This window comes from Streptomyces sp. RG80 (genome assembly GCF_040446465.1).
GTDB lineage: Bacteria > Actinomycetota > Actinomycetes > Streptomycetales > Streptomycetaceae > Streptomyces.
This window is the reverse complement of the sequence record NZ_JBEAAJ010000008.1, coordinates 200563-223517: the sequence shown is the minus strand read 5'-3', so window position 1 is coordinate 223517 and position 22955 is coordinate 200563. Positions and strand designations below refer to the sequence as shown.

Here is a 22955-nt window from a genome sequence, read left to right as displayed (position 1 = left end):
AGAGGGGCCTAGTACGACTTGGGCAGACCCAGGGTCTGGTGGGAGACGTAGTTGAGAATCATCTCCCTGCTCACCGGAGCAATACGAGCCACGCGCGCGGCGGTTATCAACGAGGCGAGTCCGAATTCCCGGGTGAGGCCGTTGCCGCCGAGGGTGTGCACGGACTGGTCGACCGCCTTCACGCAGGCCTCCCCCGCCGCGTACTTCGCCATGTTGGCGGCCTCGCCCGCGCCGACGTCGTCGCCCGCGTCGTACAGATGGGCCGCCTTCTGCATCATCAGACGGGCCAGTTCGAGGTCGATGTGCGCCTGCGCCAGGGGGTGGGCGATGGCCTGGTGGGCGCCGATGGGGGCGTTCCAGACGGTACGGTCGCGCGCGTACTCGACGGCTTTCGACAGGGCGTACCTGCCCATGCCGATCGCGAAGGCGGCCGTCATGATGCGTTCGGGGTTGAGGCCGGCGAAGAGCTGGAGGAGCCCGGCGTCCTCGTCTCCGACGAGCGCGTCCGCGGGGAGGCGCACGTCGTCGAGAGTCAGCTCGAACTGCTTCTCCACGGCGCCGAGTTCCATGTCGATCTGGCGGCGGGTGAAGCCGGGCGCGTCCCGCGGGACGATGAAGAGGCAGGGCTTGAGGCGGCCTGTTCGGGCGTCCTCGGTGCGGCCGACTATGAGGGTGGCGTCGGCTATGTCCACGCCGCTGATGAAGACCTTGCGGCCGGTGAGGAGCCAGTCGGTGCCGTCCTTGCGGGCCGTGGTGGTGATGCGGTGGCTGTTGGAGCCGGCGTCGGGTTCGGTGATGCCGAAGGCCATGGTGCGGGTGCCGTCCGCCAACCCTGGGAGCCACTCCTGCTTCTGGGCGTCCATGCCGAAGCGGGCGATCACTGTGCCGCAGATCGCCGGTGAGACGACCATCATGAGCAGGGGGCAGCCGGCAGCGCCCAGCTCTTCGAGGACGATGGAGAGTTCGGAGATGCCGCCGCCTCCACCGCCGTATGCCTCCGGCAGGTTGACGCCGAGGTAGCCGAGTTTGGCGGCCTCGGACCAGAGTTGTTCGCGGTCGTAGGTGCGGCCGTGGCGTTTGCCGAGGGCGGCTACGGCTTTGCGGAGGGCTGTGTGTTCTTCGGAATCGATCGTGGATGGCATGGGACTCCTCCCGGGTGCGGGTTGTAGGTGGCTGGTCGCGCTCGCGCGGCGGTAGCCGCAAATTGATGCGGCCCCGCGCCCCTTAGGTGGGTTCCACGACCGCCAGTAGAGAGCCGACCGTCACCTGGTGGCCGACAGCGGCATGCAGAGTTGTCAGCGTTCCCGTGACGGGTGCTGCGATCCGATGCTCCATCTTCATCGCCTCCAGCCACACCAGCGGCTGTCCGGCCGTAACAGCAGCCCCCTCGCCCAACCCCTCCGCGATCCTGACCACCGTTCCCGGCATCGGGGCCACCAAGGAACCCGGGGCCAGCTGGGTCGCGGGGTCGGAGAAGCGGGGCAGCGCCCTGAGTCGCGTCGCGTTGACGTACACCTCGTCGGCGTACCTCGTCACCTCGAACTTGCGCTGCACGCCCTCCACTTCGAGTACGACCAGAGCCGCGTCCGCGTGCACGATCCGTGCCCCGTCCGCCTCCAGGCCGGCGCGTGTGTGGCGGTAGCGGACCTCGATCTCCTCGCCTGCCGTCTCGTAGCGCTTGAGCTGGGGCTGGGAGGGCACGTTGCGCCAGCCGCCGCCGAAGCGGGAACGGCCGTGGGCGTCGGCGAGGGCCGCGGCCAAGGGGGCGTACGGGTCGGGGGTTGAGCCGGTGAGGTCGGTGAGGTGGTGGTCGTAGAAGGAGGTCGTCATCGCCGCCGAGGTGAACTCCTCGTGGCGCAGGCTGCGTACCAGGAGGTCCCTGTTGGTCGTCGGGCCGTGGATGGTGGCCCGCTCCAGTGCGCCCGCCAGCTTGCGGAGGGCCTCCGCGCGCGTGGGGGCGTGGGCGACGGCCTTGGCGAGCAGGGGGTCGTAGTGGACGCCGATCTCGGTGCCGTCGTCGTAGCCGGTGTCGAGGCGGATCGAGTCCGGGACGGTCAGGCGGTGCAGGGTGCCGGTCTGCGGGGTCCAGTCGGTGGCCGGGTCCTCGGCGTAGAGGCGGGCCTCGACGGCGTGGCCACGCGCGCGTGGGGGGTCGGTGTCCAGGGCGCGTCCCTCGGCGACCGCGATCTGGAGCGCCACCAGGTCGATGTCGAACACCGCTTCCGTGACCGGGTGTTCGACCTGGAGCCGGGTGTTCATCTCCAGGAAGTGGGCCTTGCCGTCGGCGACCAGGAACTCGACGGTGCCCGCGCCGACGTAGGCGACGGCGCGCGCGGCGCGTACGGCCAGCGTGCACAGCTCCTCCGTGAGCGCCTCCGGGAGCCCGGGCGCCGGCGCCTCCTCGATCACCTTCTGGTGGCGCCGCTGGAGGGAGCAGTCGCGCGTGCCCAGTGCCCACACCGTGCCGTGCGTGTCGGCGAGCACCTGGACCTCGACGTGGCGCCCGTGCTCCACGTACGGCTCGACGAAGACCTCGCCGTCCCCGAAGGCGCTCGCGGCCTCGGCGCGCGCGCCCTCCAGTGCGGCGCTCAGCTCCTCGAGACGGCGCACGATCCGCATCCCGCGCCCTCCGCCGCCCGCGGCCGCCTTCACCAGCAGGGGGAGATCGGCCTCCGTGGGTTCCCCCAGCAGCGGGAGGCCCATCAGCTCCTTCGCGCGTGTCTTGGACGCCATCGCCTCGATCGCCTCCGGCGGCGGGCCGATCCATACCAGCCCCGCGTCCAGGACGGCCCGGGCGAACTCCGCGTTCTCGGAGAGGAAGCCGTAGCCGGGGTGCACGGCGTCCGCGCCGGTCGCCAGCGCCGCCTTCACGATCAGGTCGCCGCGCAGATACGTCTCCGCGGGCGTCGCGCCCGGCAGCCGTACCGCCGTGTCGGCCACGCGCGCGTGGAGGGCGTTCGCGTCGGCGTCGGAGTGCACGGCGACCGTCCGGATTCCCAACTCACGGCAGGTGCGGAAGACGCGGCAGGCGATCTCGCCGCGGTTGGCGACCAGCACGGTCCCTATCAAGTGGTCCCTCACATCCGTCATGCCCGTCACATCCTGAAGACGCCGAAGCCGCCGCGCGCACCCTCGTACGGCGCCGTGTGGATGGCCGACAGGCACAGGCCGAGGACGGTGCGGGTGTCGCGGGGGTCGATGACGCCGTCGTCGTAGAGCCGGCCGGACAGGAACATCGGCAGCGACTCGGACTCGATCTGCTGCTCCACCATGGCCCGCAGCGCGGCGTCCGCGTCCTCGTCGTACGGCTGTCCCTTGGCCGCCGCCGACTGCCGGGCCACGATCGAGAGGACGCCCGCGAGCTGCTGGGGCCCCATGACGGCCGACTTGGCGCTGGGCCAGGCGAAGAGGAAGCGGGGGTCGTAGGCCCGGCCGCACATGCCGTAGTGCCCGGCGCCGTAGGAGGCGCCCATCAGGACGGAGAGGTGCGGGACGCGGGAGTTGGAGACCGCGTTGATCATCATCGCGCCGTGCTTGATGATGCCGCCCTGCTCGTACTCCTTGCCGACCATGTAGCCGGTGGTGTTGTGGAGGAAGAGCAGCGGGATGTCCCGCTGGTTGGCCAACTGGATGAACTGGGCCGCCTTCTGGGACTCCTCGGAGAACAGCACCCCTTGCGCGTTGGCCAGCACGCCGACGGGATAGCCGTGCAGCGCGGCCCAGCCCGTCGTCAGGCTGGTCCCGTACAGCGGCTTGAACTCGTCGAAGTCGGAGGCGTCGACGATCCGGGCGATCACCTCGCGCGGGTCGAAGGGCGTCCGGAGGTCGCCGGGCACGATGCCGAGGAGTTCGTCGGCGTCGTACTTGGGCGGCTCGGCCGGGCCCGGATCGCCGTACGCCTTGCGGTGGTTGAGGCGGGCGACCACCCGCCGTGCCTGCCGCAGCGCGTCCGGCTCGTCCACGGCGAAGTAGTCCGCGAGGCCCGACACGCGCGCGTGCATCTCGGCACCGCCGAGGGACTCGTCGTCGCTCTCCTCCCCCGTGGCCATCTTCACCAGCGGCGGACCGCCGAGGAACACCTTCGCGCGCTCCTTGACCATGATCACGTGGTCGGACATGCCGGGGATGTACGCGCCTCCGGCGGTGGAGTTGCCGAAGACGACGGCGACGGTGGGGATTCCGGCGGCCGAGAGCCTCGTCAGGTCCCGGAAGATGGCGCCCCCGGGGATGAAGATCTCCTTCTGGGACGGCAGATCGGCGCCCCCGGACTCCACCAGGCTGATGCAGGGCAGCCGGTTGGCGAGCGCGATGTCGTTGGCGCGCAGGGCTTTCTTCAGCGACCACGGGTTGCTGGCGCCGCCGCGCACGGTCGGGTCGTTCGCGGTGATCAGGCACTCCACGCCCTCGACGACCCCGATACCGGTGACGAGGGAGGCGCCGACGGTGTAGTCGCTGCCCCAGGCGGCGAGCGGGGACAGTTCCAGGAACGGGGTGTCGGGGTCGAGGAGCAGCTCGATGCGCTCCCGGGCGAGCAACTTGCCGCGTTTCCGGTGCCGTTGGACATACTTCTCGCCACCGCCCGCGAGGGCCTTGGCATGCTCGGCGTCCAGTGCGGTGAGCTTGGCGAGCATGGTCTCGCGGTGGGCGCGGTAGTCGGGGCCGTTGGTGTCCAGCGCCGACGACAGGACGGTCACAGCAGGGCCTCCGGGATGTCCAGGTGGCGGGAGCGCAGCCATTCGCCGAGGGCCTTGGCCTGCGGGTCGAAGCGGTGCTGGGCGGCGACACCGGCGCCGAGGATGCCCTCGACGACGAAGTTGAGGGCGCGCAGGCCGGGCAGGGTGTGGCGGGTGACGGGCAGGTCGGCGGTCTCCGGGAGGAGTTCGCGCAGCCGCTCGACGGTCAGGGTGTGCGCGAGCCAGCGCCAGGCCTCGTCCGTCCGGGCCCAGACGCCCACGTTGGCGTTCCCGCCCTTGTCGCCGCTGCGGGCGCCGACGACGAGGGCGAGCGGGGCCCGTCGCGTGGGCCCCGCCGCAAGCGGCTCGGGCAGGGCCGGCTCCGGCACCTCGTGGAGTACGAGGGTGTCCTGGGCCGGCGCCACAGCCAGCCGCCGTCCGTCGTGGAGGACGGCCACATGGGGTACGGCGCCATGGGGGACGTACACATCCTCGAAGACACCGTAGGGCGCGCCCTTCCCCGGTGGCGCGAGCACATGGAAGCCGGGGTAGCTCGCGAGTGCCAGCTCGATGGCGGCGCCGCTCAGCGCCCGGCCCACGGCCTCCTGGTCGGGGTCCCGTACGACGAGCCGGAGCAGCGCGCTCGCGGTCTCCTCGGTGTCGGCGTCGGGCCGGTCGGTGCGGACGAGGTCCCAGCGGACGTCGGTGACCTTGCCAAGGTGGGGTTCCATCTGGGCGCGGACCAGGGCCGCCTTGGCCTCGATGTCGAGCCCGGTCAGCACGAAGACGACCTCGTTGCGGAAGCCGCCGAGCCGGTTGCGGCCGACCTTGAGGGTGGGGGGCGGGGCCTCGCCTCGCACACCGTCGACGCGGACGCGGTCGGGGCCCTCCTGGGTGAGGCGGACGGTGTCGAGGCGGGCGGTGACGTCGGGGCCGGCGTACCGGGCACCGCCGGTCTCGTACAGGAGCTGCGCGGTCACCGTGCCGATGTCGACGAAGCCGCCGGTGCCGGGGTGTTTGGTGATGACGCAGGTGCCGTCCGCGTGGATCTCGGCGAGGGGGAAGCCGGGACGTCGGACGTCGCCCTCCTGGAAGAACGAGTAGTTCCCGCCGCTCGCCTGTGTCCCGCACTCCAGCACATGCCCGGCGACGACGGCCCCCGCGAGCCGGTCGTACTCCCCGGGCCCCCAGCCGAAGTGGGCGGCGGCGGGCCCGGTGACCAGGGCAGCGTCCGTGACGCGCCCGGTGACCACGATGTCGGCGCCCTCGCGAAGACAGGCGGCGATGCCGAAGCCGCCGAGGTAGGCGTGGGCGGCGAGGCTGCCGGGGTGCTGTGCGGTGAGGTCGTCGCCCTCGACATGAGCGACGCGGACGGGGATGCCGAGCCGGTCGGCCAACTCGCGTACCCGGTCGGCGAGTCCGGCGGGGTTGAGGCCGCCGGCGTTGGTCACCAGACGCACACCCCGTTCGTGCGCCAGGCCCAGGCACTCCTCCAGCTGCCGCGGGAAGGTGCGGGCGTATCCGGCCGCCGGGTCCTTCAGCCGGTCGCGGCCGAGGATCAGCATGGTCAGTTCGGCGAGGTAGTCGCCGGTGAGGACGTCGAGTTCGCCGCCGGTGAGCATCTCGTGCAGGGCGTCGAACCGGTCACCGTAGAAACCGGAGGCGTTGCCGATCCGGAGGATGCTCACCCGGCGTCCCCCGTCGGCTCGCGTCCGTCCCCCTTCGGTTCCCGTCCCTCTCCCGGCGGGCCCGCGAAGGCCTGGGCGATGTCGAGCCAGCGGTCGGCGTCCGAGCCTTCGGCGCGCAGGGCGAGGTCGGCGCGGTGGGCGCGCTGGGTGACCAGGAGGCAGAAGTCGAGGGCGGGGCCGGTGACCCGGTCCGTGGCGTCCTCGGCGCCGTACACCCACAACTCGCCGGAGGGGCCCACGAGTTCGACCCGGAACTCCTCGAACGGCGGGGTCAGCCCGTGCACCCCGAAGGCGAAGTCCCGGGTGCGGACGCCGAGGCGGACGATGTGCCGCAGCCGGTCGGTGGGGGTGCGGGACACACCCAGGGCGTCGGCCACGTCGAGGCCGTGGGCCCAGGTCTCCATGAGGCGGGCGGTGGCCATGGAGGCGGTGGACATGGGCGGGCCGTACCAGGGGAAGCGGGCGCCGTCGGGGGCGGTCCGCAGGGCGTCGGCCAGGGCCTCACGGCCGGTCCGCCAGTCGGCGAGCAGCTGCTCGGGAGGCTTCCCGGCACCCTCCCGCGCGCCGTTGTCCACGAAGTCGCCGGGCTCGGTCAACGCCTTCTCGACCGCACGGGCGAAGCCCTCCTGGTCGGTTATGGCGAGCAGCGAGGAGTGGTCGGTCCAGGCGAGGTGGGCGATCTGGTGAGCGACGGTCCAGCCGGCGGCGGGCGTAGCGAGCGCCCACTGCTCGGCACTCGCCCCGGCCACGAGCCGGTCGAGTTCCTCGCTCTCCGCACACAGATCGTCGATCACGGGGGTCGGGTCTGCCATGGGTGGAGGATGGCAGCGCGGGGAAAAACAAGCAAGCGTGCTTGCATGAAAATCTGCGCCGAAGCCGACCGGCGTCTCTCTGCGCCGGGCCTGTCACATCTCCTTCGTCCCCTCCGTCAAACCGATGACGGCACAGAAGAGGGACTCACGAAGGAGCGACGACGATGAGCACAGGCAAGAAGATCGCGGTGGCCGGGGCGACCGGGCGGCTCGGACGGCATGTGGTGGACGTGCTGACGGAGCGCGGCCACCGGGTCGTCCCCGTCTCCCGTTCCACCGGCGTGGACATCGAGTCCGGCGCCGGGCTCGCCGAGGCGCTGGAGGGGGTGGAGACAGTGATCGACGCGGCGAGCACGCCCTCGCCCGACGAGCGGGTGGCGACGGAGTTCTTCACCGCGGCGGCCCGCAATCTGCACGAGGCCGGGGCGAAGGCGGGGGTACGGCGGCTCGTCGTCGTCTCGATCATCGGCATCGACGGCTCGGTGGCCGGCTACAACGCGGCCAAGCTCGCACACGAGCGGGAGGTGCTGGCGGGGCCCGTGCCGACGCGGGTGCTGCGGGCGGCGCAGTTCCACGAGTTCGTGGAGCAGCTGGCACAGTGGGGGCGGCAGGGCGACACCGTGTACGTCCCGAGGATGCGGACGCAGCTGGTGGCGGCGCGGGCGGTCGCCGAGGCCCTGGTCGACCTGGCGCTGACGGAGGACGACGTGTCCTCCGCGGTCCCGTTCGCCGAGGTGGCGGGACCGCGCGAGGAGAGCCTCGAGGAGGCGGTACGACTCCTGCTGCGGACACGCGGCGACACGGCGACCGTCGTCGCGGTGAGCGACCCGGACAACCCGGACCGGGAGCTGTTCGAGAACGGCGGGTTGCTGCCGGGGGCGAGGGCACGGCTGGCGGGGCCGGGGTTCGCGGAGTGGGTGGCGTCCGCGTGAGCGGGCGCGGGGCCCAAGAGGCTCCCGCCCAGATGTTCACAGCCTCTCGGTATGCCTGGACCGGCGGCGGCAACCGTTCGGTGCGGTCACCGACCAGGCCATCGAGCAAGCGTTCGAGGACGTCGTGATCCCGCCCGACGCTCCGCTCTTCGTCTGCCCGTGACGGCGCCCGAGTTTTCCACAAGGCCGTCTTCGACGAACTGGTAGCGGCCGATCCGCAAGTGCTCAAGGGGCCTTCACTCACTTCGTGACGGCAGTTGGGGACGATGTCCTCCGTTGACGCGTGACGGCGGCACGACGGGAGGCGTCGGCGGCTGTGCTGCGGCGAGGCCGTCGAGGAGGCGCCTGCGGATCGGGCGGAGTCGCGGCGCGCGCCGGTAGTTGAGGTGGCGTTCCAGTGGCCAGAAGACGGGCTGACCCTCGGTGCGTCCTGGTTCCGTCGTGGCGGGCTCGGCCGTCGGGTCCACCCCGTCCTTCCACTCCACGTCCTCGAATCTGCCGCTCTCCGCGGCGCCCCCGACGACGGGTCCCCCCAGTACGTCGGTGGTCCGATGGATGTTGACCCAGGCGTGCAGGGCCTTCAGGGCATCGATCGAGCCGGCGGGCGCGTAGCCGGGGTAGTGGCGCCGGAAGACGACCCCGACCGGGCTGCCCGTGGTCAGTAGGGCGATACGCCAGCGCAGTTCGGGCCGCACCTGCCAAAGCGCCGCCACGGCGATCACCGACCCCATGGAATGCGCCTCGATCAACACGCGCCTGCGGCCGTCCTGGTCCAGCAGGTGCTCGATCCGGTGCACGAGTTCGGGGACGGTTCGCACCGCCCAGGCCGCCGGGGTGAACGGGTGCGCCGCACGCGGCCAGAACGCGCCGAACGCCCAGGCGAGCCCGGCGTTCCGGCGCATCTCGGGGCGCAGCACGAGGGCTCGTACGGCGAACACGGCCACCGCGACGAGACCGACCAGGATTACGGCTCCGAAAGTCGTCAGTTGCTGCAGAGTCTCGACCGTCTTCTCCCGTACACCCGCCAGCCAGGAACCGTCACCGACCCAGTAGGCCCCGTACATGGCGCAGGTCAGGACGACGACAAGGACCGCGAGTGTGGCCAGGCCGCGGTCGTACCAGCCCAGCGCGCGGGCTCCGGCATGGTCCGCGAACCGCAGCTTCTTCCAGTGTCGTTGGTTGTCGAGGGTGTCGTCGGGGTCGTCGCCCGGTTCGGGGGCGGGGGGCGAGACGTGCCTCAGCCAGGGGCGGCGCAGGGCCATGCACGCGGCGACGACCGCACCCACCGCCACCCCGCCCAGCACGACCAGTGGGAAGGCCGCCGCGACCACCTGGACGGCCCTGGGGATGAGGGCCGCGTACGGGTCACCGTCGGGGGTGAGCCAGCCCTGGAGCCACAGGGAGAACGCGGCGGTGTAGAGCCAGCCCGTGAAGCAGGCGAGCACGCCGACCACGGGTCCCAGCAGCCCGTACAGGGTCGTCCTGGACGCCGACCCGGTCTCTCCCGCGACCAGGATGAGACAGGCGACGACCATGAGTACGAGACCCACCCCCTGGGCGATGACCACGTAGTTCGCCTCGGCGCCCATGCCGGGCAGCATCCTGGAGCGCTCCCGGGCGGCGTCCCAGTCCCGGGACGGCAGGGCGCAGCACAGCATGGCGGCCACCATCACGAGGAGACAGCCGCCGACGGCGGACTTCGCATACCGCAGGGGCCATCGGAGCCTGCGCCGGGGACCGCCCACGGTTCCGTCGCGCTGGACGTAGGCGGCGCGGAAGTACGGGCCGTCGATCACCACGAGGGCCGCCATGACCAGGGTCAGCACGAACACGGTCAGGGCAGCGGTGGCGTCGCCTTCGTGCAGGTCGTACTGGAGGGGCGGGACGATGAGCAGCATGGCCACCGTGAGGACCCCCGCGCACAGGTGCCGGGTGGTCAGCCCCTTCGCCCGGGTGTTGTGCTCCCAGAAGCCGCGGACCTCCAGGGGCTGCCGGGTGCCGTGCCGGTCGGGTCGGTGCCGGTCGCGTACCTCGGCGCGCTCGTAGGCCTCGCGCGAGGCGGTCCTGAGCACCGGTCGGTACTCGCTCTTGGCGTCCCTGGCACTGAACGCCATCAGGGTGCCGACGAGCAGGGGCGCGAGGGCCGCCAGCGCCAGGCCCGTTCCGGTGTCCCGATCGCGGGCCACGGTCACCGCGAAGTTGCCCGAGACGCATACGGCGGTGTCGGCTCCGCACTGCCAGACGATCTGGTCCATGACCGCCTGCCCGAAGACGCCGACCAGCATCACCGTCAGGGACAGTCCGAGCAGCCTCGCACCGAAGCTGTACAGGGCTCCCGGCCAGGACCGATCCGGTAAGCGTGGCTCCATCCACGTCACCAGGTTGATCATGAGAAAGGGCAGAAGGAAGAGCCAGACGGCCCGGCCGGCCCCACCGATCAGCAGCCGGGGCCAGTCGTACACCTCCCGCAGGGTGCGTGGCTCGTCCGTGTCCTCCTCCGCGGGCCGGTACCAGCCCGCGCTGTCGTCCCCGCTCACCTGGCGTACACCGGGTGGCCGGAGAACCTCCTCGCGGTCCACGACGCCGGTGCCGGGTATGACCAGTTCGACCAGTTCGATCGGCCCCGACGGGGGTGGTTCGCCGACGTGCGCGCCCGGTGTTCCGTTGTCCATGAGGGCTCAGGGTGAGGCTGCCGACCGCCGCTGACAATGCGCAGAATGTACGAGATGCCGACAGGGCGAGTGAGGCGTCAACTGCCCAGGGAGTCCGGGACCTTCGCCTTCCCTCGCCCCACCTGGGTCCGTACCGCCCCCATGCTCGCCGCGATGACGAGGGCGATCGCCGCGGCCTCGGTCAGGGAGAGGGCCTGGTTCAGGATGAGGAAGCCGGCGGTGGCGGCGATGGCGGGTTCCAGGCTCATCAGGATCGCGAAGGTGGAGGCGGGGAGGCGGCGCAGGGCGACGAGTTCGAGGGTGTAGGGCAGGACCGAGGAGAGGACCGCCACGGCCGAGCCGAGGGCGATCGTCGTCGGCTCGAGGAGCTTCGCGCCGGATTCGGCGATGCCCAGCGGGAGGAACAGCAGGGCCGCGACCACCATGGCGAGGGCGAGCCCGTCGGCCTGCGGGAAGCGGCGGCCCGTACGGGCGCTGAAGACGATGTACGCCGCCCACATGGCACCGGCGCCCAGGGCGAACAGCACGCCGACGGGGTCGAGGCCGCCGAAGCCTCCGCCGCTGAGCAGGAAGACGCCGCCGAGGGCGAGGGCGGCCCAGACGAGGTTGACCGCGCGACGGGAGGCCACGACGGAGAGCGCCAGGGGGCCGAGCACCTCCAGGGCGACCGCCGGGCCCAGGGGGATTCGGTCGATGGACTGGTAGAAGAGCCCGTTCATCCCGGCCATCGTGATGCCGAAGACGACGACCGTGCCCCAGTCCGCGCGCGTGTACCCGCGCAGCCTCGGCCGGCACACGACGAGCAGCACCAGCGCGGCCGCCACCAGCCGCAGGGTCACCACACCGGACGCCCCGGCCCGCGGCATCAGGCTCGCCGCGAGCGCGCCGCCGAACTGCACCGAGATCCCCGCGGACAGCACCAGCCCGATGGAACCGAGGGAACGCCGGCGGTGCGGGGCATCTGCCGGGGCGGCCTGGGTGAGCGGGGTCTCGGAAACCGGGGTCGGCGTGGTCACGGGGCCTTCCAGAGGACTTGGCACGAGGTTCGTTCATCTTGATGGACTTGCAAGTCCAGAGTAATGGACTACGTCAGGCACGTGAACCTCTTTTGCCACTGTTCCGGATGACTCAGCTCACGCCCGCCGCACCGCCCCGGTCCAGCCCCTCCACCAACCCCTCCGCCAGCACCTCCGCCAGATGCCGCCCCCGCACCCCCGCCAGCTGATCGAGCTGCGTCCGGCACGAGAAGCCGTCGGCCAGGACGATCGTGCCGTCGGTCGCGTCCCGTACGGCCGGGAGGAGCTGCTCCTCCGCGCAGGCCCGCGACACCTCGAAGTGGCCCTTCTCGAAACCGAAGTTGCCCGCGAGGCCGCAGCAGCCGCCAGCCAGCTCCCCGGTCAGGCCCGCCGCTTCCCGCAGCCGGCGTTCGGCCGCGTCGCCGAGGACCGCGTGCTGGTGGCAGTGGGTCTGGCCGACCGCCGGGCGGTCCACGCGGGGCGGCCGCCAGTCCGGTGCCAGGCGTTCCAGGGCCTCCGCGAAGGTCAGCACCCGTGCGGCCAGACGTCCGGCCCGCTCGTCGTCGTGGAGGAGTTCCGGGAGGTCGGTGCGCAGGGCGGCGGCGCAGCTCGGTTCCAGGACGACCACCGGGAGGTCGGTCTCCAGTACCGGTGCCATCAGGTCGAGGGTGTGGCGCAGGACTGTACGGGCGCGGTCGAGCTGACCCGTGGAGACGTACGTCAGGCCGCAGCAGACCCGGCCGCGGCGGGCCGCGAGGGGATGGAAGCCCTCGGGCGCCGTGCGCAGGGTCGGCGGGAGCACCGTCCCGATCCCCGCCGCCTTCAGCACCCGTACCGCCGCCCGCCCGACTTCGGGCGACAGATGCTCGGTGAAGGTGTCCGGCCACAGCACGACCCTTCCGCGCGGCCCGTCACCGACCGCCCGTCCCCGGCGACCCCACCACCGGCTGAACGTCTCGGGCGCCACCCGCGGAATGCCGCGCTCCGGAGCGATCCCGCCAAGCCTCTTCCCCAACCACGCGAGCGGCGGCACCGCTGCCAGCGCGTTGACCAGCCGTGCCGTGCGCGTACGGGCCACCGCCCGCAGCCACACCGGCAGCCGGCCCATCGAGTGGTGCGCGGCCGGACGGCGCCGCCCCTCGTAGTGGTGGTGCAGGAACTCCGCCTTGTACGTGGCCATGTCGACCCCGACCGGACAGTCGGACCGGCAGCCCTTGCAGGACAGGCACAGGTCCAGCGCGTCCCGTACCTCCTCCGACCGCCAGCCGTCGGTGACCAGTTCACCCGCGAGCATCTCGTGCAGCAGCCGGGCACGGCCGCGCGTGGAGTGCTCCTCGGCACCGGTCGCGCGGAAGGACGGGCACATGACGGCGGACCCGGACACCGACGTCGTACGGCATTTCGCGACGCCCACGCACCGCCGGACCGCCGCCGAGAAGTCGCCGCCGTCCAAGGGGTAGCCGAAGGCCACGTCGACCGGGCGGCGCGGGAGGACCGAGAAGCGGAGGTTGGAGTCCAGCGGGGCGGGGCGCACCAGCATCCCCGGGTTCAGCAGGTCGTCCGGGTCCCACACCGCCTTCGCCCGCTCGAAGAGGCCCACCAGCTCCGGGCCGTACATCCGGGGCAGCAGCTCCGCGCGCGCCTGGCCGTCCCCGTGCTCCCCGGACAGTGAGCCGCCGTGCGCCACGACCAGCTCGGCGAGCTCCTCCGAGAAGCGCCGGAAGCGGCCGACACCCGCGTCCGTGAGCAGGTCGAAGTCGATGCGGACGTGGATGCAGCCGTCCCCGAAGTGTCCGTACGGCGTCCCGCGCAGCCCGTGCTCGGTGAGCAGCCCCCGGAAGTCCCGCAGATACGCGCCCAGCCGGGCCGGCGGCACCGCGCAGTCCTCCCAGCCGGGCCACGCCTCGCTGCCGTCCGGCATCCGGGTCGCCGTACCGCTCGCGTCCTCCCGGATCCGCCACAGAGCCCGCTGCCCGGCCGGGTCGGTCACGACCACCGCGTCCACGACATCGGCCGCCCGCACGATCGTCTCCGCACGCGCGCGTGCCTCGGCCGCCGTGTCACCGCCCGTCTCCACGAACAGCCACGCCCCGCCCCGCGGCAGCGCGACCGCCGAGGGCACCAGGTCGACCGCCATGCCCTCCACCGTCAGGGGGCGGTGCGACAGCAGCCCGGCGGCGGCCTCGGCGGCCGCGCCTTCGTCCGGGTATCCCAGGACCGCGAGCGCACGCGCGCGTGGCGACTCCACCAGCCCTACGACGGCTTCGGTGAGGATCCCCAGAGTGCCCTCGCTCCCGCAGAAGGAACGGGCGACATCCGCGCCCTTCTCCGGCAGCAGCGCGTCCAGCGCGTACCCGGAGATCCGGCGGGGCAACTCCGGGAACCCGGTCCGCAGCCGCGCCAGATCCCCCTCCACCAGCTCCCGCAGCCCCTCCGGCGCCCCGGCCCACTCCTGCCCGAGCCGCAGCCGCTCCCCGCGCGCGGTGACCACGGCCAGCTCCCGCACACTGTCGGCGGTCGTCCCCCACGCCACCGAGTGCGACCCGCACGAGTTGTTCCCGATCATCCCGCCGAGCGTGCAACGGCTGTGGGTGGAGGGGTCGGGCCCGAAGCGGAGCCCGTGCGGGGCAGCGGCGTCCTGGAGGCGGTCGAGGACGAGGCCGGGCTGGACGACGGCCGTGCGGGTCGCGGGGTCGAGCTCCACGAGACGGTTCATGTACCGGGTGAAGTCGAGGACCACACCGATGCCGGTCGCCTGCCCGGCGATGGACGTACCACCACCCCGCGCGACGACGGGCACCCCGTTCGAGCGACAGACCTCCAGCACGGCGGCCACGTCGTCGGCGTCACGCGGCGCGACGACGCCCAGAGGGACACGCCGGTAGTTGGACGCGTCCATGGTGACCAACGCCCGGGACGTGACGCCGAAGCTCACATCACCGCGGACGGCCGTACGCAGCTCAGCCTCCAGATCGGTCATGGGTCCACCCAACCAGCCCGGCACCCCGGGCCGCGGTCCCGCGCGCACGTCTCAGCCGACGGACTACGTTTCACCCACGTTTCCCCCACCGGCTAACCTCACTCCGTGGCTGAGATCCAGATTCCCGCTGACATCAAGCCCGCCGACGGACGTTTCGGCGCGGGCCCCTCCAAGGTGCGGACGGAAGCGCTGGACGCGCTGGCCGCCACCGGTACCTCCCTCATGGGCACCTCCCACCGCCAGGCCCCGGTCAAGAACCTGGTCGGCAAGGTGCGCGAGGGCATCAGTGAGCTGTTCTCCCTGCCCGAGGGGTACGAGGTCGTCCTCGGCAACGGCGGCTCGACCGCGTTCTGGGACGTCGCGACCCACGGTCTGATCGAGAACAAGTCGCAGCACCTGAACTTCGGCGAGTTCTCGTCGAAGTTCGCCAAGGCCGCCAAGCTCGCGCCCTGGCTCGCCGAGCCCACCGTCATCGCCTCCGACCCCGGCACGCACCCGGAGCCGCAGGCCGAGGCGGGCGTCGACGTGTACGGCCTCACGCACAACGAGACGTCCACCGGTGTCGCCGCCCCGATCAAGCGCGTGGCCGGTGCCGACGAGGGCGCGCTCGTCCTCGTGGACGCCACGTCCGGCGCCGGCGGTCTGCCCGTCGACATCGCCGAGACCGACGTCTACTACTTCGCCCCGCAGAAGTCCTTCGCCTCCGACGGCGGCCTGTGGATCGCCGTCTTCTCCCCCGCCGCGATCGAGCGCGCCGAGCGCATCCACGCGAGCGGCCGCCACGTACCGGAGTTCTTCTCGCTCCCCACGGCGATCGACAACTCCCGCAAGAACCAGACGTACAACACCCCGGCCCTCGCCACCCTCTTCCTGCTCAACCAGCAGCTGGAGTGGTTCAACGGCCAGGGCGGTCTCGCCTGGTCCACGGCCCGCACCAAGGACTCCTCGACGCGGCTCTACAGCTGGGCGGAGGAGTCGAAGCACGCGACCCCGTTCGTCACCGACGCCGCCAAGCGCTCCCAGGTCATCGGCACGATCGACTTCTCCGACGAGATCGACGCGGCCGCCGTCGCCAAGGTCCTGCGCGCCAACGGCATCGTCGACACCGAGCCCTACCGCAAGCTCGGCCGCAACCAGCTCCGCGTCGCCATGTTCCCGGCGATCGACCCGGCGGACGTCGAGGCGCTGACCAAGTGCATCGACTACGTCATCGAAAAGCTGTAGCAGAAGCTGTAGTCGCCGCCTGAAGCGATACGACGACAGGGGCGCCCCGGCGAGAGCCAGGGCGCCCCTTTCTCATGCCGCCGTGCAGGTCACCGCTGGCACCCCGCCTCCCCCGGGCGCCCCGCCGAAGCCGAAGCTCGCCGAACCCCCGGCCGCGATCGTCCCGTTGTGCGAGGCGTTGGTCGCGGTCACGGTCCCGCCGCTCTGGGTGTACGAGGCGTTCCACATGCTCGTCACCTTCTGCGAGCCGCTCCAGGTCCAGGTCACCTTCCACGAGCTGATCGCCGTGCTCCCGGAGTTGGTGACCTTCACCTCGGCGTTGAAGCCGCCGCCCCAGTCGCTGCTGACGGTGTAGGCGGCGGTGCAGGCAGCTGATCCCCCGCCACCACCGCCTCCTCCGCCGCCTCCGCCACCGTTCGACGGGAAGCCCGGCGCCTTCACACTCGCCAGATAGCCGTCCTTCACGGTGTCCACGGACTGCCAGTCGTCCTTCAGAATCCCGCCCGTGTCACCGGAGTTGGGGTTCCAGGACCAGAAGGTCCAGTGGAAGGAGTCCGAGCCGTACGTCGAGGTCGGCCGGAGGTAGTCCACCAGTGCGGCCAGCCACCGCTGGTCCACCGTCGACTGGAGGGTCGTGCCGAACTCGCCCACCCACACGGGCGCGATGTTCTGCTTGAAGATGTAACCCCAGTACTTGTCCCAGATCCCCGGCATGTTCGCCGGGAACGCCGGATCGCTGAACCAGCTCTGCTGGGCCACGGACGTGGCGTAGTCATGGGCGGAGTAGACGAGCTGGTTCGGCACGCTGAGCTGCACGGGGTAGTCGGCGACGCCCATCAGGTTGCCGCCCCACCAGCCGGAGACGCCGTTGAAGGTCTGGACGCCCTCGACGAAGATCAGCAGCTCGGGGTTGACGGCGAGGACGGCGTTCCCGGCCCGCTGGGCGGCCAGTCGCCAGTCCCTCGTCGTGTCGCCGCAGCCCCAACAGGCGGGGTCGTGGGGCTCGTTGTGCAGATCGATGCCTACGACCGTGTCCTGGCCGAGGTAACGGGTCGCGAGGGCGCGGAGGTTGGCGATCCAGGTCGACTCCGGGACCGCCGAGGTGTACCAGAGCGCCGACTGGCCGCCGGCGTCCGGGCGGTGCCGGTCGAGGATGACCTTGAGGCCGTCCTGACCGGCGTAGGCGACGATCTTGTCCAACACCCCCAGGGAGTTGAGCCCTTGGAGGTCGGCGTTCTTGCCGCTGCTGAAGTCGATGCTGTTGGGGACGGTCCCCGACTTGAAGATGTCGTCGCTGAACGGGATCCGGATGGTGTTGTAGCCCAGCGTCTTCATCTGGTCGATCATGGACTTGTAGTCGCGGGACCAGAGGCCGTGGACGACGTGGTTGCCGGTCTCGAAGCCGAACCAGTTGATGCCGGCGACCCGGACCGGCTGCCCGGCCTCGTCCAGGATCTGGCGGCCGCTGGTGTGCCAGTAACCGGCGCCGGCCGCGGCCTCGGCGGCCTGAGCCGACGGGTTGACGCCGACCAGGAGCGGTAACAGAAGCGCCGCCGCGCACAGCGCTCTTCGCAAGCTGCGGAACATGTAGCTGCTTCCTCTCGGGGGAGGGGGCGCGGGTCCGGAACAGGGTGGGAGCGCTCCCACACCCGCTCCCCCCATGGAAGACAGGTCACATGAACACGTCAAGACACTGGACGCTACCGGCTGAGCTTCTGGAACCTGCGCACCGCGAGCGGCAGGAAGATCGCCGTCAGGATCACGGGCCACACGTACGCCATGAGCAGGGCGTGTTCCTCGATCCAGGAGTCACCGGCGCCGACCGGGGTGCCGAAGAGCTCGCGGGTGGCGGCGGAGGTGGAGGAGATCGGGTTCCAGGCGGCCACGGCGCCGAGCCAGTCGGGCATCAGCTGGGGGGCGACGAAGATGCTGGAGATCATCGTGAGAGGGAAGGCCACCGCGAACAGGCCGCCCGCCGCCTCCGGGTTGGGCACGAGGAGCCCCAGCCACACGCCGATCCAGATCAGCGCGAACCGCAGCCACAGCAGCAGCCCGAAGGCCGCGACGAAGCCGAGCCCACCGTCCGGGCGCCAACCCATGGCCATCGCGGTCAGCATCATGATGGCCAACTCGGCGCAGGCGACGAGCAGATCGGTGACCCCTCGCCCGGCCACCACCGCCGCGGAGGCCATCGGCATCGAGCGGAACCGGTCGATCACGCCCTTCGTGGCGTCGTACACGACGAGCGTCGCGGTGTTGATGAACCCGAAGGCCATCGTCATCACGAACATCCCGGGCATCAGGAAGTCCTTGTAGTCCCCGCCGCCCGGCACCTGCATGGCGCTGCCGAAGACATAGCCGTAGAGCAGGACGGAGAGGATCGGGAAGCCCAACTGCCAGGCGATGTTGACGGGTTGGCGTTGGTAGTGGGTGAGGCCACGGCGGACGATGTTCCAGACGTCGGCGAGGACCCAGTAGGTGCGGCCGTGAGTGGCTTCCAAGGTGTTCACGCGGCGGCCACCTTCTCGGTGCGGTGTCCGGTCAGGCGCAGGAAGACGTCGTCGAGGCTGGGCCTGCGCAGCCCGATGTCCTCGACGCGGACACCCTCGTCCTGGAGGGTGCGGGCCACCTCGGTGAGCGCGGAGACCCGGTCGACGACGGGGGCGTGGACGCGCAACTCCCCTTCCTCCGCCTCGGGTTCGCCGTCACAGACCCGTGCGACGACCTTCACCACCTGCGGGATGTCGGCCCGTTCGGCGACCACGACCTCGATACGGTCGCCGCCTACCCGGCTCTTCAGCCCGTCCGGGGTGTCGTCGGCGATGGCCCGCCCCTGGTCGATGACGGTGATGCGGGAGGCCAGCTTGTCGGCCTCCTCCAGGTACTGCGTGGTCAGCAGCACGGTCGTGCCGCTCGCCACCAACGCCCGTACGGAGTCCCAGACTTCGCCTCGACTGCGGGGGTCGAGTCCCGTGGTCGGCTCGTCCAGGAAGAGGACGGCCGGGGCGAGGATCATCGAAGCGGCGAGGTCGAGGCGGCGCCGCATGCCGCCGCTGTACTTGCCGACTCCCTTGTCCGCGGCGTCGGTGAGGTCGAACTGCTCCAGCAGTTCGGCGGCCCGGGTCTTGGCCCGCCTGCCGCCGAGGTGGAAGAGACGGCCGAACATCTCCAGGTTCTGCCGTCCGGTGAGCACCTCGTCCACGGCCGCGTACTGCCCGGTCAGCCCGATGCGGGCCCGCACCTCGCGCGCCTGCCGGGCCACGTCCAGGCCGGCCACCGTCGCCCGGCCGCCGTCCAGCCGGAGCAGCGTGGACAGGATGCGGACGGCCGTGGTCTTGCCGGCGCCGTTCGGCCCGAGCAGTCCGTGGACGGTGCCCTCGCGGACGGCCAGGTCGAAGCCGTCGAGGGCGCGTTTCTCGCCGTACCGCTTCTCCAGCGACTCGGCGCGGACGGCGTATCCGTCGGTCATGGGTCCCCCTCGGCTCGCTTGACTCGGCAACTGAGTACACCGTACCCGATTACGCGTACGCCGTACCCAATTAATTTCCGGGGGCCTAAACTGCACCCATGACGAGCAGTTCGGAGACCAGCGGCAGCGGCGACATCGTCCGCACCCTCGAGCTGCTGTGGGACACCGGCCGGCGGCCCAGCCGCGGGCCCAAGCCGGCCCTGAGCCTGGACCGGATCGTGGAAGCGGCCGTCCAGGTGGCGGACGCCGACGGCCTGGAAGCGGTGTCGATGCGCCGCGTCGCCACGGAACTCGGCACCGGCGCGATGTCGCTGTACCGGTACGTCCCCGGCAAGGGCGAGCTGCTCGACCTGATGCTGGACCGGGTCCAGAAGCCCTCCGAGAACCCGGCCGACCTCGGCGCCGGGGACTGGCGCTCGGCCCTGGAGGCGATGGGCCGCGCGACCCTCGCCCTCTACCGCCGCCATCCCTGGCTGCTCCAGGTCAACCAGTCCCGCCCGATCCTCGGCCCGAGCGCGCTGGACGGCATGGAGAAGGTCCTCACCCTCATCAAGCCGATGGGCCTGACCGACCCCGAGCTGGTCTCGGCGATCATCATGATCGACGGTTACGTCGTCGGCGCCGCCCGCACCCAGCTGTACGCCCAGGAGGTGGAGCGCCGCACGGGCCTGACGGACGCGGAGTTCTGGCAGGCCCAGGTGCCGACACTGGAGAAGGTCATGGCGAGCGGCCGCTACCCGGTGCTGGCCGCCCTCTCCGAGGACGCCTTCGGCACCGACTTCGACCACTTCGAGTTCGGCCTGCAACGCATCCTGGACGGCCTGGAAGTGACCGTGTCCCGGCGCCGTACGGGAAACTGACCCGGCCCCGGCGAATCACCCCCGGCCGCTCACCCCCGGTGGCTCACCTGCGGCGCAGCACCCGCCGGAACCCGAACGCGACGGCGGCGACGACGGCCACGGCGAGCGCGCCGACCTTGACGTTCTTGTTGTCGGAGGCGCCGTCACCGCCGTCGGCCTGGCTCGAACCCCCGTTGCCGGACGGCGAGTCGGACCCCTGGTCGCCGGGCGCGTCCTCCGCGACCACCTCGCTGCCGACGCCCTCGCTGCCGAGCATCAGCTTCGTACCGTCGGGCGAGTAACTGACCGACTCCCCCTGCCCGATGGGCACGCTGATCCGGCCGCCGCGCTTGAGGTCGCCGCCGTTCCAGTCGTACCAGATGCCGCCGAAGTACCCACGTACGGCGAGCTGTTGGCCGTCGGGCGAGAAGGCGGCGTCGGTGGCCCAGAGGTCGACGGCCTTGGTGGGCTTGAAGATGTTCGCACCGGAGGTGGAGAGCTTGGCGGGCCCCTCGTACAGATGCCCGCCGTCCTCCTGCTTGTCGATGATGTAGACCCGCCCGGTCTTGGGGTGGACGATCATCGACTCGGCGTCCCGGGAGCCGTCGGAGTACTTCACGACGTACTGCTTGGCCCGGATGGTCTGGTCCTTGAGCTCCGTGGGCTCGGGCAGCTGATAGATCCAGACGTAAGGCCAGGTAACGCCGTCGTTGTCGCCGATGTCCCCGACGTAGATCTGGTTGTCGGGCCCCATGGCGATGGCCTCGACGTCCCGCTGGGTGCCGACCCCCTTGAGGGTGATCCGCGCGACGGTCTTCCCGGTGGAGCTGTCGACGGCGTAGAGGTAGGTGCCGGTGTCCTGGTCGTTGTGGGTCCAGTAGATGCCCGGGTGCTGACGGGACGCGGCGAGCCCGCTGGACTCGGTGATACGCGGGTCCTCGATGGTGAACCCCTGGTCACCGTCCCCGTCGGCGGCGGCCGCGGGGCTCGCACCCGTGAGAACGAGCAGGGCAGTGACTCCGACGACACCGAGTAGCGCACGCATGGCCTCAAGCTTGCCATCCCGGAAGGCACACAGGTCGGGCACCGCACGGCCACACACGTGGCCAGCCTCACACCCCACCGCCCCCGGTGATCGTTCATCATGAGCGGATGCTCAGGTTCATGCCCGTCGGCGACTCCATGACGATCGGTAGCGCGGGCGAACACACTTGGCGTTACCGGATGTGGCAGCACCTGCGCGACTCCTACGGCGGCCCGTTCACCCTCGTCGGCCCCCGCGAGACCCTCCACGACAAGGCGACCGACACGCCCACGTCGTACGAGTACGCCGACCCGGACTTCCCCCGCGCCCACCTCGCCGGCTGGGGCGAGGGCTGGCTGCACATGGCCCCGCTGATCGGCGAGGCGATCCGCACCCACCGGGCCGACGTCCTGCTGGTCTCCCTCGGCCTCATCGACCTGGGCTTCTACACGAACGCGGAACAGACGTCAGAGAACGTACGGTCCTTCGTCACGGAGGCCCGCGCGGCACACCCCCGCATCCGCATGGTCGTCCTCCCGGTCATCCCCAACGTCCGCGCCCAGGACGACCCGCCCTTCGGCGCACAGGTCACCCTCTTCAACGAACTCCTCGCCAAGACCGTGGCCGACCTGGACGAGCCCCGCTCCCCCCTGCTGCTGGCGTCGCCGCCGAAGTCGTACGACATCAACCACGACACCTACGACGGCACCCACCCCAACGCGAGCGGCGAGCACCGGATCGCGGGGGCGTTCGCGGAGGCGATGCACCAGGGCTGGGGCATCGGGGAGCCCTACGCGTCGGTCTGATCACCGATGCCCCGAAGCAGGGCCTCGGCACAGGACCGTACGGCAAGGTCCCCCCACTCCTCCTCCCGCTGCCCCAGGTAGACGGCCCGCGCGTGCGCGAGGACGGCCCGGCACTCACCCGGCAACCGGCCGATGGCCCACTCGGCGGCAGCATCCTTCGAGCGGATCTCACCGGTGGCGAGGGTGACCCAGACACGGGCCAGGGTGAGCAGCACGTTACGGGTGTCGCCCTCCAGTTCGTCGACAAGCTCCGGCACCCCCGCGCGGACGGCCCGCCTGAGGTCCTCGTGCGGGACGGGGTCCAGGAGCTCGGCGGGCGGGGGCCCGTAGAGGGGCGCGTCGCCGCGCAGGGCCATGGTGAGAAGCGGGGCGAGGTCGGGCATGGGCGCGGGACCGGGGACGAGACCCCGCTCGTACTCCTGCCGAAGCCATTCCCCGTACAGGAACTCACAGGTGGGCGGATACCGCCAAGGCCGTACGTCCCTCTGCACCACGACGATCAGCTCGACGGGACGAGCACTGTCGAAACCCAGCAACTCCCGCACGAGGGCCCGGCGTTCATCAAGGGTGGTGGGCTCACGGACCACGACGAGGAGATCGAGGTCACTGTGCGGACGGAGGCCGCCGAGGGTGGCGGAGCCGTGGAGGTAGACACCGAGGGGGTTGCGGGCGCCGAGGGTGCGGTGGATGAGGGGGACGAGCGTCCGCGGGTCCGGCTCTGGCACGCGTCTTCCTCCTCGTGTCCTGGTCACCGTGCGTATCGTTGTACTGCGCGGCTGGGCTCGTCCATGGGGCCGCCGTCCTCGCAGACAGGATCAAG

General features: G+C 71.3%; 17 protein-coding genes. 4 read left to right on the top strand and 13 right to left on the bottom strand.

Features of this window, described 5'->3' with window-relative positions; genetic code table 11:
* Nucleotides 1-8 precede the first annotated feature (8 nt).
* From ABKA17_RS27915 to ABKA17_RS27895, 5 genes are all read right to left on the bottom strand, one after another.
* Complete coding sequence (locus tag ABKA17_RS27915) at nucleotides 9-1142, bottom strand: acyl-CoA dehydrogenase family protein (RefSeq protein WP_353695011.1); 1134 nt, start codon at nucleotides 1140-1142, stop codon at nucleotides 9-11.
* Between the two features lie 82 nt (nucleotides 1143-1224).
* Nucleotides 1225-3090 carry an acetyl/propionyl/methylcrotonyl-CoA carboxylase subunit alpha gene (locus tag ABKA17_RS27910; RefSeq protein WP_353695010.1) on the bottom strand — a complete coding sequence of 622 codons (1866 nt, stop codon included), beginning with the start codon at nucleotides 3088-3090 and terminating at the stop codon, nucleotides 1225-1227.
* 5 nt (nucleotides 3091-3095) lie between these two features.
* The gene (locus ABKA17_RS27905) at nucleotides 3096-4694 is read right to left on the bottom strand and encodes an acyl-CoA carboxylase subunit beta (RefSeq protein WP_353695009.1); all 1599 of its coding nucleotides are present in this window, start codon (nucleotides 4692-4694) and stop codon (nucleotides 3096-3098) included.
* Nucleotides 4691-6361, bottom strand: a complete 1671-nt coding sequence (locus ABKA17_RS27900; protein WP_353695008.1) for an acyclic terpene utilization AtuA family protein — start codon at nucleotides 6359-6361, stop codon at nucleotides 4691-4693. Before ABKA17_RS27900 ends, ABKA17_RS27905 begins: the two co-directional genes overlap by 4 nt.
* Complete coding sequence (locus ABKA17_RS27895; protein WP_353695007.1) at nucleotides 6358-7173, bottom strand: TIGR03084 family metal-binding protein; 816 nt, start codon at nucleotides 7171-7173, stop codon at nucleotides 6358-6360. The genes ABKA17_RS27900 and ABKA17_RS27895 overlap by 4 nt, the downstream gene beginning before the upstream one ends.
* A gap of 164 nt (nucleotides 7174-7337) precedes the next feature.
* On the opposite strand from ABKA17_RS27895, the gene ABKA17_RS27890 reads away from it, so the two are divergent.
* Entirely contained in the window at nucleotides 7338-8105 is a 768-nt protein-coding gene (locus tag ABKA17_RS27890) for an SDR family oxidoreductase (RefSeq protein WP_353695006.1), read from the top strand.
* A 236-nt stretch (nucleotides 8106-8341) separates the two neighbouring features.
* Here the strand turns inward: ABKA17_RS27890 and ABKA17_RS27885 are convergent, their stop codons facing one another.
* From ABKA17_RS27885 to ABKA17_RS27875, 3 genes are all read right to left on the bottom strand, one after another.
* Entirely contained in the window at nucleotides 8342-10777 is a 2436-nt protein-coding gene (locus ABKA17_RS27885; RefSeq protein WP_353695005.1) for a hypothetical protein, read from the bottom strand.
* A 77-nt stretch (nucleotides 10778-10854) separates the two neighbouring features.
* A complete protein-coding gene (locus tag ABKA17_RS27880) occupies nucleotides 10855-11793 on the bottom strand; it encodes an EamA family transporter (RefSeq protein WP_353695004.1) in 939 nt (312 codons plus the stop codon).
* Nucleotides 11794-11905: 112 nt separating this feature from the next.
* Nucleotides 11906-14773, bottom strand: a complete 2868-nt coding sequence (locus ABKA17_RS27875) for an FAD-binding and (Fe-S)-binding domain-containing protein (RefSeq protein WP_353695003.1) — start codon at nucleotides 14771-14773, stop codon at nucleotides 11906-11908.
* Between the two features lie 105 nt (nucleotides 14774-14878).
* Between ABKA17_RS27875 and serC the strand changes: the two genes are divergently transcribed.
* Nucleotides 14879-15997 (top strand): phosphoserine transaminase, encoded by a 1119-nt coding sequence (gene serC, locus ABKA17_RS27870; protein WP_353695002.1) that lies wholly within the window; start codon nucleotides 14879-14881, stop codon nucleotides 15995-15997.
* 72 nt (nucleotides 15998-16069) lie between these two features.
* Here serC and ABKA17_RS27865 read toward each other — a convergent pair whose 3' ends face one another.
* The 3 genes from ABKA17_RS27865 to ABKA17_RS27855 all read right to left on the bottom strand — a co-directional run bounded on the left by ABKA17_RS27865 (nucleotide 16070) and on the right by ABKA17_RS27855 (nucleotide 19466).
* Nucleotides 16070-17584 (bottom strand): cellulase family glycosylhydrolase, encoded by a 1515-nt coding sequence (locus tag ABKA17_RS27865; RefSeq protein WP_353695001.1) that lies wholly within the window; start codon nucleotides 17582-17584, stop codon nucleotides 16070-16072.
* 113 nt (nucleotides 17585-17697) lie between these two features.
* Complete coding sequence (locus ABKA17_RS27860) at nucleotides 17698-18507, bottom strand: ABC transporter permease (protein ID WP_353695000.1); 810 nt, start codon at nucleotides 18505-18507, stop codon at nucleotides 17698-17700.
* Nucleotides 18504-19466, bottom strand: a complete 963-nt coding sequence (locus tag ABKA17_RS27855; protein WP_353694999.1) for an ATP-binding cassette domain-containing protein — start codon at nucleotides 19464-19466, stop codon at nucleotides 18504-18506. Before ABKA17_RS27855 ends, ABKA17_RS27860 begins: the two co-directional genes overlap by 4 nt.
* A gap of 98 nt (nucleotides 19467-19564) precedes the next feature.
* On the opposite strand from ABKA17_RS27855, the gene ABKA17_RS27850 reads away from it, so the two are divergent.
* Complete coding sequence (locus ABKA17_RS27850; RefSeq protein WP_353694998.1) at nucleotides 19565-20326, top strand: TetR/AcrR family transcriptional regulator; 762 nt, start codon at nucleotides 19565-19567, stop codon at nucleotides 20324-20326.
* Nucleotides 20327-20369: 43 nt separating this feature from the next.
* On the opposite strand, the gene ABKA17_RS27845 is transcribed toward ABKA17_RS27850, so the two are convergent.
* Entirely contained in the window at nucleotides 20370-21350 is a 981-nt protein-coding gene (locus tag ABKA17_RS27845; protein WP_353694997.1) for a WD40 repeat domain-containing protein, read from the bottom strand.
* A gap of 107 nt (nucleotides 21351-21457) precedes the next feature.
* Between ABKA17_RS27845 and ABKA17_RS27840 the strand changes: the two genes are divergently transcribed.
* A complete protein-coding gene (locus ABKA17_RS27840) occupies nucleotides 21458-22135 on the top strand; it encodes a GDSL-type esterase/lipase family protein (RefSeq protein WP_353694996.1) in 678 nt (225 codons plus the stop codon).
* Here the strand turns inward: ABKA17_RS27840 and ABKA17_RS27835 are convergent.
* On the bottom strand, nucleotides 22120-22860 hold the full coding sequence (locus ABKA17_RS27835; RefSeq protein WP_353694995.1) for an aminoglycoside adenylyltransferase family protein: 741 nt from the start codon (nucleotides 22858-22860) through the stop codon (nucleotides 22120-22122). The two genes, ABKA17_RS27840 and ABKA17_RS27835, sit on opposite strands and share 16 nt — an antisense overlap.
* Nucleotides 22861-22955: the final 95 nt, after the last annotated feature.

What these genes read in the sequence shown, in the direction of transcription:
- ABKA17_RS27845 (WP_353694997.1), bottom strand. Translation starts at nt 21,350, where the DNA reads ATGCGTGCGCTACTCGGTGTCGTCGGAGTCACTGCCCTGCTCGTTCTC.
- ABKA17_RS27885 (WP_353695005.1), bottom strand. Translation starts at nt 10,777, where the DNA reads ATGGACAACGGAACACCGGGCGCGCACGTCGGCGAACCACCCCCGTCG.
- ABKA17_RS27865 (WP_353695001.1), bottom strand. Translation starts at nt 17,584, where the DNA reads ATGTTCCGCAGCTTGCGAAGAGCGCTGTGCGCGGCGGCGCTTCTGTTA.
- ABKA17_RS27875 (WP_353695003.1), bottom strand. Translation starts at nt 14,773, where the DNA reads ATGACCGATCTGGAGGCTGAGCTGCGTACGGCCGTCCGCGGTGATGTG.
- ABKA17_RS27910 (WP_353695010.1), bottom strand. Translation starts at nt 3,090, where the DNA reads ATGACGGATGTGAGGGACCACTTGATAGGGACCGTGCTGGTCGCCAAC.
- ABKA17_RS27890 (WP_353695006.1), top strand. Translation starts at nt 7,338, where the DNA reads ATGAGCACAGGCAAGAAGATCGCGGTGGCCGGGGCGACCGGGCGGCTC.
- ABKA17_RS27895 (WP_353695007.1), bottom strand. Translation starts at nt 7,173, where the DNA reads ATGGCAGACCCGACCCCCGTGATCGACGATCTGTGTGCGGAGAGCGAG.
- ABKA17_RS27850 (WP_353694998.1), top strand. Translation starts at nt 19,565, where the DNA reads ATGACGAGCAGTTCGGAGACCAGCGGCAGCGGCGACATCGTCCGCACC.
- ABKA17_RS27840 (WP_353694996.1), top strand. Translation starts at nt 21,458, where the DNA reads ATGCTCAGGTTCATGCCCGTCGGCGACTCCATGACGATCGGTAGCGCG.
- ABKA17_RS27855 (WP_353694999.1), bottom strand. Translation starts at nt 19,466, where the DNA reads ATGACCGACGGATACGCCGTCCGCGCCGAGTCGCTGGAGAAGCGGTAC.
- ABKA17_RS27915 (WP_353695011.1), bottom strand. Translation starts at nt 1,142, where the DNA reads ATGCCATCCACGATCGATTCCGAAGAACACACAGCCCTCCGCAAAGCC.